This is a genomic window from Halomonas sp. A3H3, from assembly GCF_000982975.1.
Lineage (GTDB): Bacteria > Pseudomonadota > Gammaproteobacteria > Pseudomonadales > Halomonadaceae > Vreelandella > Vreelandella titanicae.
In genome coordinates this window covers 3,058,245-3,072,634 of sequence record NZ_HG423343.1, presented here as the reverse complement: position 1 = coordinate 3,072,634, position 14,390 = coordinate 3,058,245, and the positions used below count along the sequence as shown (strand labels likewise).

The following is a 14,390-nucleotide window of genomic DNA, read 5'->3' as shown; positions in this document are numbered from 1 at the left end:
GCATTATACCTTTGTCACGCTAATACGACGATGACCCGCATTAAGCGGGCCATCGGCAAAGGCGTAAAATCAGCTAAGGGTTATTATCAACTGAGGGCCCTTATCAGCTAAGGGCTTCTTTAACCTGGCGGGTAATATCCGTCACACTGCCAACACCTTCAATGCGGTGGTACTGGGGCGCGCTCTGGGGATCCTGCTCGGCCCACTGCTGATAGTAATCGACCAGAGGGGCCGTTTGATCGTGGTAAACGGATAGGCGATTACGCACCGTGGACTCTTGGTCGTCTTCACGCTGAATAAGCGTTTCACCGGTCACATCATCTTTGCCTGGTTCTTTGGGCGGATTGTGCTCAACGTGATAAACCCGACCCGATGCCTGATGCACACGGCGTCCCGCCAAGCGACTAACGATCTCTTCATCGGGTACGGCAATTTCCACCACGTGATCCAGCTTAACGCCGCCCTCTTTCATGGCGTCGGCCTGGGGGATCGTGCGCGGGAAACCATCGAACAGAAAGCCGTTCTCGCAGTCGGGCTGACTGATGCGCTCTTTGACCAAGTCAATGATGATGTCATCAGACACCAGGCCACCACTGTTCATGATCTCTTTTACTTTCAAGCCCAGCTCTGTGCCATCTTTAATGGCCGTGCGCAGCATATCCCCGGTGGAAATCTGAGGAATCTTAAATTGCTCACAAATAAACTGAGCTTGAGTCCCCTTCCCCGCGCCGGGGGCACCCAACAGGATTAAACGCATGGCACTGCTCCTTGAAGTTCTTGGTATGAAAAAAGAGTTCGAAAAATGAGTATGTGAATTCTGTTAACTGACAATAACCGCGCCTCTCAAGCGACACAACTCCCCAAAAGCCTGAGAAACCCGCTTTTGTTTCAATTTTTTTAAATTAAAACAGCCAAATGCCCTAAATCTACCACTTTGGTCGCCCTGCTAGAGGTTTAGGCAGCATTTACGTTTAGGAAACCTCTGATTAACTATTGCGCTCGACCATACGGCGTTAAAAATCGCCTCGTGCGCGAGTCCGATCAAAATGCTCATTTACACCCCGTAAATTCGCGCGCGAATCCGATCCTTTTTTCGTTGATTTTTGCCTTGCCTGGTCTTCGCTCATTACGTTAATCAGAGGCTCCTAGTAAACACAAGCGGCGCCCCTAGGGGCGCCGCTTGTGAAAGCACATCGCTACCAATTACAGCAGTAAGCGACGAATGTCGGTGAGCACATCGGCCAGGAAGGCGGTAAAGCGTGCCGCGTCGGCGCCGTTGATCGCACGGTGATCGTAGGAGAGCGACAGCGGCATCATCAGGCGCGGCTGGAAGGCGCTGCCATCCCAAACCGGCTTCATCTGTGCTTTGGACACGCCCAGAATGGCCACTTCCGGCGCGTTAACGATCGGTGTAAACGCCGTGCCACCAATCGAACCGAGGCTCGAAATGGTGAAGCAGCCACCGGTCATCTCGTCGCGCTTGAGCTTTTTGGTCTGGGCTTTCTTGCCTAGCTCCGCCATCTCCTTGGCAATCTCGATCAAGGATTTGTTATCGGCGTTGCGTACCACAGGCACCATCAAGCCATCGGGCGTATCCACGGCAATACCGATATGGACGTAGTTCTTCCATACCAGGGTTTCACCGTCACCCTTCAGGCTGACGTTAAACTGCGGGAATTTACGTAGCGCAAAGGCGCAGGCTTTGACCATAAACGGCAGCGGCGTTAGCTTGGCGCCCTGGGCTTCCGCTTCCGCTTTCATCGCCTTGCGGAAAGCTTCCAGCTCGGTGATGTCCGCTTCGTCGAATTGCGTAACGTGGGGCACATTGAGCCAGCTACGATGCAGGTTGGTCGCGCCCATCTTGAGCAGACGCCCCATCGGCTTCTCTTCCACTTCACCAAACTGGCTGAAGTCGACTTCCGGAATGGGCGGAATACCCGCGCCGCCAGTAGCCGCGGCTGCCGCACCTGGCTGGGCTTTACCCTGATTGGCAATCGCCTGCTTCACGTAGGACTGTACGTCCTCTTTGAGCACGCGATCTTTCGGGCCGCTGGGTTTAACGAGTCCCAAGTCGACGCCTAGTTCACGAGCCAGCATGCGTACCGCAGGGCCGGCATGCACCAGCTTGCCATCCCGGGGCTTATGGGCAGCCATCTGTGCTTCCGGGCTGGGGGTACCGGCCGGAGATTCAGACGGTTTAGCGCTGTCCTTGCTGTCACTGCTCTGCGAGGCTTTTTCTGGTGCGGCCTTTTTCGGTGCCGCTTTTTTGGCACCCGCCACTTCCATATAGCCGATCACATCGCCTTCAGAGACGGTGTCGCCCTCTTTAACGGTCAGCTCAAGAAGCTTGCCTTTGTAGGGGCTGGGCACGTCCATAGAGGCTTTATCAGACTCTAGGGTGATCAACGGGTCTTCTTCATTGACTTCGTCACCCGCCGCTACGCCAATCTCGATAATCGGCACGTCAGAGGAGCCAGAAAGATCCGGTACGCGAATCTCTTTGCGCTCCGGCTCGCCACTGGCGGCCTCTTCCTGATCATCTTCAGCCGTTTCTTCCGGCTCGCTACTGGCTTGGCTAGAGGACGGTTCTGGAGAAGAGCTCTCTTCCGATGCGTCTTCGTTGTCGCCACCTTCACCGACGATCTCCATCTGGCCGATCACATCGCCTTCCGAGACGGTGTCGCCCTCTTTCACGGTAAAACTGACGATCTTACCGCTGTGGGGGCTGGGCACGTCCATGGAGGCTTTGTCAGACTCCAACGTGATCAAGGTGTCTTCGGCCTCAACCTCATCGCCTTCGCTGACCGCGACTTCGATAATTTCGACGCTGTCCGAGCCGCCGAGATCAGGCACTTTGATATCCACCGTCTGCTTACCGCCGGCTGACTTTTTAGCCGCGGGCTTCTGCTCTTGAGACGGCTCTTTGGGTTTCTCTTGCTTGGCTGGGGCCTCTTCAGGCTGGCTGTCAGACGAGCTCTCTTGTTTCTCGTCGCCGCCACCTTCGACTTCCAGCTCAACGATATCGTCACCTTCCGAGACGCTATCGCCTTCTTTGACCAGCACTTGGAGTACCTTGCCGCCTTTCGGGGCCGGTACGTCCATGCTGGCTTTGTCGGATTCCAGCGTGATTAGGGTGTCTTCCGCTTCAATGACGTCGCCTTCTGACACCGCAATCTCGATGATTTCGACATCGGTATCGCCACCGATATCGGGAACTTTGATGATTTCGCTACTCAAGGTCGCGCTCCTTCCAAATCGGATCGAGCCGGTGGGCCACCGCCCACCGGTCAGCGGTTTAGCTAGTCAGCGGGTTAGGCTTATGGGCATCAATGCCGTACTTCTTAAGCGCTTCACCAACCTGCTTGCGATCAATCTCGCCACGCTCAGCCAGCGCACGTAGCGCCGCCACGGTCACGAAGTAGCGATCTACTTCGAAGAAGTAGCGCAGCTTCTCGCGGGTGTCTGAACGGCCAAAGCCATCGGTACCCAGTACAGTGTAGTCACCCGGTACCCAGGCACGCACTTGATCGGCATACAGCTTCATGTAGTCGGTCGAGGCGATCACCGGGCCGTCGCGCCCTTCCAGGCACTGGGTGACGTGAGGCTTGTTGGCCTCGGCGTCTGGGTTCAGGAAGGCTTCACGATCCAGCAGCAGCGCTTCACGACGCAGCTCGTTAAAGCTGGTCACGCTCCAGATGTCGGCGCCGATGCCCCAATCGTTCTCAAGCAACTCAGCGGCAGCTTCCACTTCGCGCAGAATGGTGCCCGAGCCCAGCAGCTGAACGCGGCCCTTGTCACCCTTGGTTTCGCGCAGTAGGTACATGCCTTTAACGATATCGTCGGCGGGCACGTTTTCCAGCGCCGGGTGCTCGTAGTTCTCGTTCATCACCGTCAGGTAGTAGAAGCAGTTCTCCTTGTCGGTGAACATGCGCTTCAGACCATCCTGCAGAATCACGGCGACTTCATGGGCATAGGTCGGGTCGTAGCTGCGGCAGTTGGGGATGGTGGAGGCCTGAATCAGGCTGTGGCCATCCTGGTGCTGCAGGCCTTCGCCGTTGAGCGTGGTGCGCCCGGCGGTGCCGCCGACCATAAAGCCACGGGCTTGCAGGTCACCCGCCGCCCAGGCCAGATCGCCGATACGCTGGAAGCCAAACATCGAGTAGTAGATGTAGAACGGCAGCAGCGTGACGTTGTTGTTGCTGTAGGAGGTCGCCGCGGCGATCCAGGCCGACATGGCGCCTGCTTCGGTAATGCCCTCTTCGAGAATCTGACCTTTCTGATCCTCGCGGTAGAACATGATCTGGCCTTTATCCACTGGCTCGTACTTCTGACCTTCCGAGGTGTAGATACCCAACTGACGGAACATGCCTTCCATACCGAAGGTACGCGCTTCGTCAGGGATAATCGGCACCACCTTCTTGCCCAGCGTCTTATCTTTGACCAGGCCGTTAAGCACCCGCACAAACGCCATGGTGGTCGAGACTTCACGCCCTTTCGAGCCGCCCATTTGCGAGGCAAAGGTCTTGTCTTCGAGGCTGGGGATTTCCAGGGCCTCGAAGTCGCTTTGACGGCTGGGTAGGTAGCCGCCCAGACGCTCGCGCTGCAGGTGCATGTACTTGAGCTCGGGAGAGTCGTCTTCCGGCTTGTAGTACGGCACGTCTTTGAGCTGCTCGTCGGTTAACGGAATACCGAAGCGATCGCGGAAGGTCTTGAGCGCTTCATACTCCATGCTCTTGACCTGGTGCGCTTCGTTGGCCGCTTCGCCATCGCCGCTACCCATACCGTAACCTTTAACGGTGTGCGCCAGGATGACCGTGGGCTTGCCGTTGGAGGTGTTAACCGCCTCGTTATACGCCGCGTAAACCTTGAACGGATCGTGGCCACCGCGGTTGAGCTTCCAGATATCTTCGTCGGAGAGGTCGTTGACCATCGCCTCGGTTTCTGGATATTTGCCAAAGAAGTGCTCACGGGTGTAAGCGCCGCCGTTGGCTTTGTAGTTCTGGTACTCGCCGTCGACCGCTTCGTCCATGCGTTTCTGAAGGATGCCTTTCTTATCCTTCTCGAACAGCGGATCCCAGTGACGCCCCCAGACGACCTTGATCACGTTCCAGCCAGCGCCACGGAAGACGCCTTCGAATTCGTCCATCACCCGCGAGTTGCCGCGTACAGGGCCGTCAAGGCGCTGCAGGTTACAGTTGATGACGAAGATCAGGTTGTCGAGGTTTTCGCGACCGGCCAGTGAAATGGCGCCCAGGGATTCCGGCTCGTCACACTCGCCGTCGCCCATGAAGCACCAGATCTTGCGGTCATACATATCCTTCAGCTCACGGTGATGCAGGTACTTCATCACGTGCGCTTGATAGATAGCCTGAATCGGGCCAAGCCCCATGGAGACCGTGGGGAACTGCCAGTAGTCCGGCATTAACCACGGGTGCGGGTAGGACGAGAGGCCATCGCCATCGACTTCCTGGCGGAACCTGTCCATCTGCTCTTCCGATAGACGCCCTTCCAAATAGGAACGTGCGTAGATGCCCGGTGCTACGTGGCCCTGAATATAAATCAGGTCACCGGCAAAATCGCCCTGAGGCGCGCGGAAGAAGTGGTTAAAGCCCACGTCATACAGGGTAGCCGAGGACATAAAACTGGCAATGTGGCCACCCAGGCCCGGCTTGGCGCGGTTATTACGAATCACCTGAGCAATGGCGTTGTAACGGATCAAGGAGCGGATACGCCGCTCCATGAACAGGTCGCCAGGCATCGGTGCTTCGCGGTGAACCGGGATCGTATTACGGTGCGGGGTCGTCACCGAGAAGGGCACCTTCATGCCGTCCCGGCGCAGGCGATCCGCCAGGCGGGTCATCAGGTAGCGGGCACGATCTTCGCCCTCACGATCCAATACCGATTCCAGGGAATCAATCCATTCCGTGGTTTCGATCGGATCGAGATCTTCTCTTGTCTCCAGACTCATAGAGGTCTCTCCGAATGACGATAAATGACAAAAATCCCCGCTACCCTGAAGGGCCTGGGGCGGCGGCGTGGCACTACACCACGCGCCAACATTCAGCCGGTGATTAAACGCCGGATAGGGGTTTTAGCTCTACATTCAACAAGCTACGTAACTATTGATGTAGTAAAGCTACACAATTCTCTTAGAAGTTAGCCTTTTGTATAGGCGAAGATACCTCAAAGTCGCCACGCTGCCAATTCCGTCGCAGCGGAAAAGCCTATCGAAAACAAACTATTGCACTGCAACATAAGCAATTCATAGAGCATTTGCCATTGCGACCAAATAGTCATCCGATGTAATTAAACTACCGTTTTATTGCGTTATTAGTGAAATACTTAGCACACAGGGAAAAACGTAATCGAACCGCTAACGCTCAACACGCGATGTCAGCAGTTGCTGGAAATACGCCCAATCAAACGCCGGACCAGGATCCGTTTTGCGCAGCGGCGCCACATGGGCATGGCTGGTAATACGACTGCTATCTAGCTGAGGGTTGCGCGCCATTAGCCACACCACTGCTTCCACCAGAGTGTCATACTGTGCTTTGCGATAGGGGGTAACGTCATCCCCTTCAAGTTCAATCCCCACCGAGAAATCGTTGAGCGCCTTTCGCCAGCTTAGCTGGCGAGCATCCCACCAGTTGGAGCGCCCAGCATGCCAAGCACGCTGATCTGTATCAACAAACTGCACGCACTCACCATCGCGACGGATAAGCAGGTGTGCGGAGACTCTTAAGTGGGCAATTTCGGCGAAAAATGGATGTTCGTCTACCGCCAATTGATTGGTAAATAGCGCTTCAATAGCATTACCACTAAACTGACCAGGCGGAAGACTGATCGCATGAATCACTAGCAACGACACCTCACCGGTGGGCCGAGGGTCACAGTTCGGTGAAACGACTTTACGCGCGCTTTCCCACCACCCGTCAAGGGGTTGTTTATTTTCCACTGGCAAGGGCTCCTTTACGTTAGCGCTTTCTTTCTCTGTTCTCTTTCACCTTCACCGCTGTTTTTCACTACAATGCCCGTCATCGAAGACGACGTTCAGGGAATCCACGGCCATGCATTATCAATCCGCTCTTGCTGAAGAAATCCGCGCCAGCGCCGCCCGCTTGCTGTCAGAAGACGTTGGCCCGGGTGATATTACCGCGCAATTGATCCCTGAACACCAGTGGGCCTGCGCCGACGTAATTACCCGTGAAACCGCAGTGCTGTGTGGCGCACCCTGGGTAGATGAGCTGTTTCGCCGCCTGGATAGTCGGGTAAGCCTGACCTGGCACGCCGCTGACGGCGATAAGCTAGAGGCTGAACAGTGTTTCTTAACCCTGGAGGGCCCCGCCCGTGCCCTGCTTACCGGCGAGCGGGCGGCGCTTAACGTATTGCAAACGCTGTCTGCCACCGCCACCGCCACCCGCGCATATGTCGACCTGATTGAAGACACCGGCGTTCGCCTGCTTGATACGCGTAAAACGCTGCCCGGCATGCGCTTGGCGCAGAAATATGCGGTCACCTGCGGCGGCGGCCACAACCACCGCATTGGCCTATGGGACGCGTTTTTGATCAAAGAGAACCATATTGCCGCCTGTGGAGGCATTCAATCGGCGGTTGCGCAAGCGCGCAAGTTAGCCAACGACCTGCCCGTGGAAGTCGAGGTAGAAACCTTTGAAGAGCTGGATCAGGCATTGGCCGCGGGAGCTGATATTGTCATGCTCGACAATTTCGCCATCGAAGACCTGCACGTTGCCGTGGAAATTAACGGCGGCCGAGCCACCCTGGAAGCTTCAGGCAATGTGGATGCTGCCACCCTGCGGGCAATTGCCGATACCGGTGTTGACTGTATATCGAGCGGCGCACTGACCAAGGACATCGCCTCGATCGATCTTTCCATGCGCATTACCCGCAGCTATAGCGTTTGATGATTAGGTTTCGACAGCATTAAGCGATTTGGAAAGTTTATAACGCAGCAGTCGCTCCCCGCTTCGCTCGACCCACTCCTCGCCGTGGTTTTTCCAACCACGGCGCAGCAGGCGCTCATAGAGCATTGAACTCGCCTCTATCTCGATTTGCCCCTTTCCCTGCTCAAGCAGCAGCCGTTCGGCATGTACCAGCAGCGTGGTACCGATACCGCGACCGGCTAATGAGGGCCATACGTAGAGTGTTTCAACCCGCCCAGCGACTAAATCCAACTCCAGGAACCCCACGCAGCGACCATCACAGGTAGCCACTAGGGTTGTGTAGAGCGCTTGGCGCACTCCCCATGCACTGCCTTCGCGGGGCAACGCATTGGCCCACGCACGCCGCTCATCCAGCGTGTAATGCGTGGCCGCTCCCTGCATAACAGCGTGATAAAACACTTCCGCTTGGTCGGCGGCATCCCGTGCTAGCGCCGCGCGATAGGTTATTCGCGTACTGGTTGGCGCTTGCTGCTCCTCGGTATTGGTCATGCGTCACCTCTGAGCTGTTCAGCTATCATTTGATCAAGACACATTCGATCACGCCCCATTTGGTCACGCTTAAGCCATTGGCCTGCTTTATACTACTTGGATCAATTCTACGCGAATCAACCCCAGCAGAAGGCAGTGTGATGGACGATGCCCCTAACAGCGAGCACTTTACGCTGACGCCCATTGGTCATGTGGTTAGCGACTACCCCGATAAATTCGGTATTCCCCGCCAGCCGGGGCTCGCCCCCGCGGCCGATGCCCGGCTTGTACTCACTGCGCCCTACAACGACCCACTCGCGGTGCGCGGTTTGGAAGACTTCAGCCACCTGTGGCTGAGCTTTATTTTTCATCAAAGCCCCGAGCGCTGGTCGCCGCTGGTAAGGCCGCCACGCCTGGGGGGCAATAAAAAGGTGGGGGTTTTTGCCAGTCGCAGCACCCACCGCCCTAACCGCCTGGGGCTCTCACTGGTGAGATTAGTCGGTATCGACACCCAGCACGGCGTTACGCTACAGCTCCAGGGCTGCGATTTAGTCAGCGGCACCCCGGTGATTGATATCAAACCCTACCTGCCCTGGGCCGAATCCGAGCCTAACGCACTGGCCGGTTTCGCCCCTGAAACACCGCCACTCATGGACGTCACCTTTCATCCAGCGGCACTGGATACGCTTGCTCAGCGCCAGGACAGCGCCACACTGCTGGCATTAATTGAGCAGGTACTCAGCCAGGATCCCAGGCCCGCCTATAAGCAAAAGGACAGGGATTCTGAGCGTCTTTACGGCGTACGCCTGCGCGACGTGGACGTTAAGTTTTGCCCTCGCCAAAATGGCGAAGCCACCACCTTGGAGGTGATGGCTATCGAACCTTACGCCGAGCAATAAATCTGACGCGCCGGCTTAAGCAGGAAAGGTAATGCCCAAACGGCGGCCAACTTCCTCATACGCCTCAATCACACCGCCCAACCCCTGACGGAAGCGGTCTTTATCGAGCTTCTCACGGGTGTTGGCGTCCCAAAGACGGCAACCATCCGGAGAAAACTCATCCCCCAGCACCACCTCGCCTTTGAATACACCAAACTCAAGTTTGTAATCCACCAGTAGCATATCGCCCTCAGCAAACAGCGCTTTGAGGATATGGTTAACCTTGAAGGTCAGCACCTTCATCTTGGCTAACTGCTCAGGCGTTGCCCAACCGAAAGTCTCCGCCAGCGACTCATTGATCATCGGGTCGCCCTTCTCGTCGTTCTTCAGAAACAACTCGAAGGTGGGTGGCGTCAGTGCAATTCCCTCTTCAACGCCGAGACGTTTTACCAACCCACCCGCGGCGATATTGCGCACCACACACTCCACCGGGATCATCTGCATCTTTTTGACCAGACTCTCAGTGTTGGAGAGCTGTTTTTCAAAGTGGGTGGGGATGCCCGCTTCCTGCAGCCGCTCCATAATGAAGGCGTTAAAGATGTTATTGACCATTCCCTTGCGGGCCAGCGACTCGACTTTTTTGCCATCGAAGGCGCTGGTGTCATCACGAAAATTGAGCACCAACAAATCCGGATCGTCGGTGGTGTACACAGATTTCGCCTTACCGGCGTAGAGTTCTTGGCGCTTTTCCATGGGGGCTCCGTAAGGGGTCAAGGATCAACAAATTAACGTAAATAGCCGGAGACACGCTCAAGCAGCTCGCGCTGATCATCGGCGCTGAATGCCCGCTCGCTGGCATTGATGGCACGCAGAATCGTCTGGTCGCCGTTAGGCTGCAGGGCAAGACGAATCTGCTGGGACATTTTGCGCACATCCGGGCTGAAGACGATTTGCAACGGGTTGCGGTTGCGCTCGGTTTCAGTCATGTACTCAACCATAAACTCATGACTGGCAGGGTCGACGGCCAGCAAATCACGCTGACCTTCCTGAGCAAAATCCAGCTCAAGATAGTGGTTCAACTCTGCCCATACCCGATCGACCGGCTGCGGGATCACCACTTCCCACTCGTCGTCCTGCTGGCGGATTTGCAGCGTTTGCTCACCGGTGAGGCGCTGAGCGGTCCAGGAAGAAGAGACACTGGCAGATGCACTGCGCGCGCTTAAATGGCTCTCTAACGCATCGAGGCAGCTCGCCATGGTTTGCCCGCCGCGTTCGCAGCGAACTTCGCTACTGCCTGCGCGTAGTGCACTTTGCAGGCGAATTTCCGCCTGGGGCGTGACGATAACGCCCTGAGAAGCACTGCTCTGCTGCACCTCCAACTGACGACTACGTACAAACTCTTCCAACTGCGGCCAGACCGTACCGGTGTCGGCGGCCACTACTAGCCAGGTTTGATCGCCCACTTCGCGACGCTCGACATACTCAGGTTCCATCCCACTGCCAATCGCCAATGACTGTGGCGGGCGAATCTCTGCTGCTTCGTCAAGCCGTGCACCTTGGGTGGCGGCTTGAGGAACCGGCAGCGCATCGCGATAGCGCTGGGTGTTGCGGGTCTCTGGCAGCACCAAAGGCGGCGCCGGAGCGGCCTCGGTGTAGTCCAAATTACGGTCGTGGTAAAAACCATCCCGCGCACAACCAGAGAGCGCGACAGCCGCTGCGAGTGCCAGCGGAACCCATTTAAGCGCACGTATTTCAAGCACAGAGCTCATCAAGCCACCTTAAGTCAACAATTCGGGTACCCAGCTCAACGGTAAGCGAGCTGGGTAGCAAAGGGTATTGCGTCGGACTACTCCTCTACGACACCCGCCAACTGCAGCGCTTCGCTAACCGTGGCGTGGTACTTTTCCGACAGCCAGGTTAGCGGTAAGCGAATACCCGCATCCGCGTACCCCATACGGTTCAGCGCCCACTTCACTGGAATAGGGTTCGACTCTATACCCAGGTTGGTATGCAGCGGCATCAAAAGCGTATTAATCTGATGCGCCTTATCGGAGTCGCCGGCCACCGCTGCCGAGCAAAGCTCATGCATCGCCCGGGGGGCAACGTTGGCGGTGACGGAGATATCCCCATGACCACCCATCAACATAAAGTCGCAGGCGGTCGCATCATCACCGGAGTAGAGCATAAAACCACTGCCCTTCAGGCGAGTGATTAGATCTTCCGCACGCTCCAGGTTCCCCGTGGCGTCTTTTAAACCGATAATATTATCGACTTCGGCCAGGCGTAATACGGTCTCGTTGTAGATATCCGAGCAGGTGCGACCGGGCACATTGTAAAGAATAACCGGCAGGTCGCTGGCCTCGGCTGTGGCCTTGAAGTGCTGAAACAGGCCTTCCTGAGTAGGCTTGTTGTAGTAGGGAGCCACCGTCAGACAGTAATCTGCACCCACCTCTTTCGCGTAGCGGGTCAACTCCACTGCTTCGGTGGTGTTGTTCGAGCCGGTACCGGCTATGACCGGTATACGGCCATTGACCTCTTCCACCACGCTGCGAATCACGTCAAAGTGCTCCGCAAACGACATGGTAGTCGGTTCGCCCGTGGTGCCAGCGGCGACAATGGCATCGGTGCCATTTTCGAGATGGAAGTTCACCAGACGACGAAGCGCCTCCCAGTCGATGTCGCCATTGACCTTCATAGGCGTCGCCAGGGCGACGATGCTGCCTGTGATCATCCGTTTATTCCTCACCAGCCAAATTGTGATATCAACTATCTGTGTTTTTGAATACGAGAGTTTTTTTCAAAACCGAGCGCGATCACGCTATTTTGCATCAAGCGCCGACACCGCACAGAGGCCAAATGGTACTCAGGCGATTCGAGCCTGTACAGCGTAAAGCGGTGTGAGTTTGTCGTCACCCTGTTTTGAGCTTTGACAACGGCCGCTGGCTTACGTGTAATCACGCGTAACAAGCAATATTAACACCCACCCTTAAAAGGATGCCTTATGCCTGTTGAAATTGGTCAACCCGTTGCTGACTTCTCCGCCACTGCCACGGGTGATACCACCGTGACACTGTCGGAAATGCGTGGCAAACAAGTGGTCATATACTTTTATCCCAAAGCCAGTACACCTGGCTGCACCACCGAGGGCGGTGACTTCCGTGACCGCAAACCCGCCTTCGATGCCGCTAATACGGTCATTCTTGGTGTTTCTCGAGATGGCTTGCGCGCCCAGGAGAATTTTAAGGCCAAACAGGATTTTAATTTCGACCTTATTTCAGATAAGGACGAAAACATCTGCACGCTATTTGATGTTATCAAGCTCAAGAAAATGTACGGCAAGGAGCACCTGGGCATCGAACGCAGCACCTTCCTGATTGATAAGGAGGGCAAGCTAGCCAACGAATGGCGCGGCGTTAAAGTACCTGGCCACGCGGAAGAAGTACTTGCTGCGGCTGAAAAGCTGAACGCTTCCAACTAACTCAACCAGAGCTCTATCTCAACCAGGGCTCAATTTCAGTTCAGCCCACTGCCCGTAGTGACCTCTTGCGCGGGCAGTGGGTGAGCGCTATTCGGCTTCCTGGCTAGCCGTGGCTGGTATACTCCGACGCTCCTCCCGCTCATGCATGCTACGTGGCCAGGCGTAAATCAATGCCTTGAGCAGTGTTGCCAAGGGAATCGCAAAGAAGATCCCCCAGAAGCCCCAAATCCCACCGAAGAACAGTACCGCCACAATAATCGAAACCGGATGAATATTATTGGTCTCAGAGAACAATACCGGTGCCAATACGTTGCCATCCAGGGCTTGAATCACGCCATAAGCCACCAGCACATAGACAAAATCTTCACTAAGACCAAAATAGAACCCCGCTACCGCGGCGACCGGTAGTGTAGCCACAGCAGCACCGATATAAGGCACTAACACCGAAAGGCCGACCAACACCGCTAGCAGCGCTGTATACGGTAAGCCAAAGAACGCAAAGGTAAAGAACGCCACGGTGCCAACGATGATGATTTCAATAAATTTGCCGCGGATATAGTTGGCAATCTGATCGTCCATTTCGCGCCAAATACGCGATAGCAGCGTACGCTTTTGGGGCAGCAGCGAAAGCATAAAACCGACCAACACGTCGCGATCCTTGAGCATAAAGAACACCAGAATCGGCACCAGTACCAGGTAGATAATCAGCGACATAATATTGCCGAGCGAAGCCAGCGAAAGCGTTAAGGCGCGCTGGCCTAGCTGGCTAATCTCACGGCTCGCCACGCCTATCCAGCTTTGCATCTGATCCGGCGTAATAATATTCGGGTAGCGCGCCTGCAGTTCATCCAACCAGCCCTGGCCACTGGCGAACATCCGCGGTGTCTCTTGCACCAGCCCCACTAGCTGATTCCAGATCAACGGCATCAGAATAAACGCCAGAGTGAGCAGCACGCTGATAAAGGCCAAAAAGACCAGGATGACCGCTAGTAGGTGCGGTACCCCTCGCCGGGTAAACGCACTCACTACGCCTTGCAAAAGAAACGCAATCACCAGTGCAGTAAAAAACGGCGCCAGCATGCGTCCAAACCAGATAATCGCGGCAAAGCCCGCCACCAGCACTATCAGCAGGATGAGCGCCTCCTCATCCGAGAAATAGCGTTCAACCCAGCTTTTTAAAATCGTGCGCAGGGTCATGAGTGCGCATCCCCAGCTTTTCTAATCCAATAAACATACACCTCGTCGCGCTGCTCACGACCTTCCAGCGTATGTGCACTTTGGTCGGTAAACGACGCCATATCACGCCACGAACCCGCATCGGTGGAACGCACTTCCAGTAACTGACCAGCCGCCAAACCTGCCAAGGCCTGCTTAGCCTTCAGCAAAGGCAGCGGGCAATGCAGCCCGCAAGCGTCAAGCACCGTGTCGGGTTGAAAGCCCTCGGATTGCTCAGACATATACACTCCCTCAAAATGACCTACATACTCACGGCATTGTTACATAAACTATCTTTTTAGCGATTGATTTCACTAGGCAGTCGATTTAACGGCACTTCCCTGTGTTTATCAATGTCACACTCTTCACCAATGCCATACTCTGACCACT

Annotated in this window: 13 protein-coding genes; 3 read left to right on the top strand and 10 right to left on the bottom strand. The window is 55.7% G+C overall.

Translation table 11 applies throughout. From position 1 onward, the window contains the following. Positions 1 to 103: 103 nt before the first annotated feature. The 4 genes from adk to ampD all read right to left on the bottom strand — a co-directional run bounded on the left by adk (position 104) and on the right by ampD (position 6,955). Positions 104 to 757, bottom strand: coding sequence for an adenylate kinase (gene adk, locus HALA3H3_RS13570; RefSeq protein WP_022522126.1), 654 nt, complete (start codon positions 755 to 757; stop codon positions 104 to 106). 446 nt (positions 758 to 1,203) lie between these two features. Further along, positions 1,204 to 3,237, bottom strand: coding sequence for a pyruvate dehydrogenase complex dihydrolipoyllysine-residue acetyltransferase (gene aceF / locus HALA3H3_RS13565; RefSeq protein ID WP_022522125.1), 2,034 nt, complete (start codon positions 3,235 to 3,237; stop codon positions 1,204 to 1,206). Between the two features lie 58 nt (positions 3,238 to 3,295). Next, positions 3,296 to 5,968, bottom strand: a complete 2,673-nt coding sequence (aceE, locus tag HALA3H3_RS13560; RefSeq protein WP_022522124.1) for a pyruvate dehydrogenase (acetyl-transferring), homodimeric type — start codon at positions 5,966 to 5,968, stop codon at positions 3,296 to 3,298. Positions 5,969 to 6,373: 405 nt separating this feature from the next. After that, a complete protein-coding gene (gene ampD, locus HALA3H3_RS13555) occupies positions 6,374 to 6,955 on the bottom strand; it encodes a 1,6-anhydro-N-acetylmuramyl-L-alanine amidase AmpD (RefSeq protein ID WP_022522123.1) in 582 nt (193 codons plus the stop codon). Between the two features lie 112 nt (positions 6,956 to 7,067). Between ampD and nadC the strand changes: the two genes are divergently transcribed. Then, entirely contained in the window at positions 7,068 to 7,922 is an 855-nt protein-coding gene (gene nadC / locus HALA3H3_RS13550; RefSeq protein WP_022522122.1) for a carboxylating nicotinate-nucleotide diphosphorylase, read from the top strand. A 3-nt stretch (positions 7,923 to 7,925) separates the two neighbouring features. Here nadC and HALA3H3_RS13545 read toward each other — a convergent pair whose 3' ends face one another. After that, positions 7,926 to 8,450, bottom strand: a complete 525-nt coding sequence (locus HALA3H3_RS13545) for a GNAT family N-acetyltransferase (protein WP_022522121.1) — start codon at positions 8,448 to 8,450, stop codon at positions 7,926 to 7,928. A 140-nt stretch (positions 8,451 to 8,590) separates the two neighbouring features. Here HALA3H3_RS13545 and tsaA point away from each other — a divergent pair, with 140 nt between their 5' ends. Then, complete coding sequence (tsaA, locus tag HALA3H3_RS13540; protein ID WP_022522120.1) at positions 8,591 to 9,328, top strand: tRNA (N6-threonylcarbamoyladenosine(37)-N6)-methyltransferase TrmO; 738 nt, start codon at positions 8,591 to 8,593, stop codon at positions 9,326 to 9,328. A 15-nt stretch (positions 9,329 to 9,343) separates the two neighbouring features. Here tsaA and purC read toward each other — a convergent pair whose 3' ends face one another. The 3 genes from purC to dapA form a co-directional block, all read right to left on the bottom strand. After that, entirely contained in the window at positions 9,344 to 10,060 is a 717-nt protein-coding gene (gene purC / locus HALA3H3_RS13535; RefSeq protein ID WP_022522119.1) for a phosphoribosylaminoimidazolesuccinocarboxamide synthase, read from the bottom strand. Positions 10,061 to 10,092: 32 nt separating this feature from the next. Beyond that, on the bottom strand, positions 10,093 to 11,076 hold the full coding sequence (gene bamC, locus HALA3H3_RS13530; protein ID WP_022522118.1) for an outer membrane protein assembly factor BamC: 984 nt from the start codon (positions 11,074 to 11,076) through the stop codon (positions 10,093 to 10,095). Positions 11,077 to 11,153: 77 nt separating this feature from the next. Next, positions 11,154 to 12,038, bottom strand: a complete 885-nt coding sequence (gene dapA, locus HALA3H3_RS13525) for a 4-hydroxy-tetrahydrodipicolinate synthase (protein ID WP_022522117.1) — start codon at positions 12,036 to 12,038, stop codon at positions 11,154 to 11,156. A 270-nt stretch (positions 12,039 to 12,308) separates the two neighbouring features. Between dapA and HALA3H3_RS13520 the strand changes: the two genes are divergently transcribed. After that, positions 12,309 to 12,785, top strand: coding sequence for a peroxiredoxin (locus HALA3H3_RS13520; protein ID WP_022522116.1), 477 nt, complete (start codon positions 12,309 to 12,311; stop codon positions 12,783 to 12,785). 87 nt (positions 12,786 to 12,872) lie between these two features. Here HALA3H3_RS13520 and HALA3H3_RS13515 read toward each other — a convergent pair whose 3' ends face one another. After that, positions 12,873 to 13,982 carry an AI-2E family transporter gene (locus tag HALA3H3_RS13515; protein WP_022522115.1) on the bottom strand — a complete coding sequence of 370 codons (1,110 nt, stop codon included), beginning with the start codon at positions 13,980 to 13,982 and terminating at the stop codon, positions 12,873 to 12,875. Further along, complete coding sequence (locus HALA3H3_RS13510; protein ID WP_022522114.1) at positions 13,979 to 14,242, bottom strand: sulfurtransferase TusA family protein; 264 nt, start codon at positions 14,240 to 14,242, stop codon at positions 13,979 to 13,981. The genes HALA3H3_RS13515 and HALA3H3_RS13510 overlap by 4 nt, the downstream gene beginning before the upstream one ends. Between the last annotated feature and the right edge of the window lie 148 nt (positions 14,243 to 14,390).

What these genes read in the sequence shown, in the direction of transcription:
- adk (WP_022522126.1), bottom strand. Translation starts at nt 757, where the DNA reads ATGCGTTTAATCCTGTTGGGTGCCCCCGGCGCGGGGAAGGGGACTCAA.
- aceE (WP_022522124.1), bottom strand. Translation starts at nt 5,968, where the DNA reads ATGAGTCTGGAGACAAGAGAAGATCTCGATCCGATCGAAACCACGGAA.
- nadC (WP_022522122.1), top strand. Translation starts at nt 7,068, where the DNA reads ATGCATTATCAATCCGCTCTTGCTGAAGAAATCCGCGCCAGCGCCGCC.
- HALA3H3_RS13545 (WP_022522121.1), bottom strand. Translation starts at nt 8,450, where the DNA reads ATGACCAATACCGAGGAGCAGCAAGCGCCAACCAGTACGCGAATAACC.
- tsaA (WP_022522120.1), top strand. Translation starts at nt 8,591, where the DNA reads ATGGACGATGCCCCTAACAGCGAGCACTTTACGCTGACGCCCATTGGT.
- purC (WP_022522119.1), bottom strand. Translation starts at nt 10,060, where the DNA reads ATGGAAAAGCGCCAAGAACTCTACGCCGGTAAGGCGAAATCTGTGTAC.
- bamC (WP_022522118.1), bottom strand. Translation starts at nt 11,076, where the DNA reads ATGAGCTCTGTGCTTGAAATACGTGCGCTTAAATGGGTTCCGCTGGCA.
- dapA (WP_022522117.1), bottom strand. Translation starts at nt 12,038, where the DNA reads ATGATCACAGGCAGCATCGTCGCCCTGGCGACGCCTATGAAGGTCAAT.
- HALA3H3_RS13520 (WP_022522116.1), top strand. Translation starts at nt 12,309, where the DNA reads ATGCCTGTTGAAATTGGTCAACCCGTTGCTGACTTCTCCGCCACTGCC.
- HALA3H3_RS13515 (WP_022522115.1), bottom strand. Translation starts at nt 13,982, where the DNA reads ATGACCCTGCGCACGATTTTAAAAAGCTGGGTTGAACGCTATTTCTCG.
- HALA3H3_RS13510 (WP_022522114.1), bottom strand. Translation starts at nt 14,242, where the DNA reads ATGTCTGAGCAATCCGAGGGCTTTCAACCCGACACGGTGCTTGACGCT.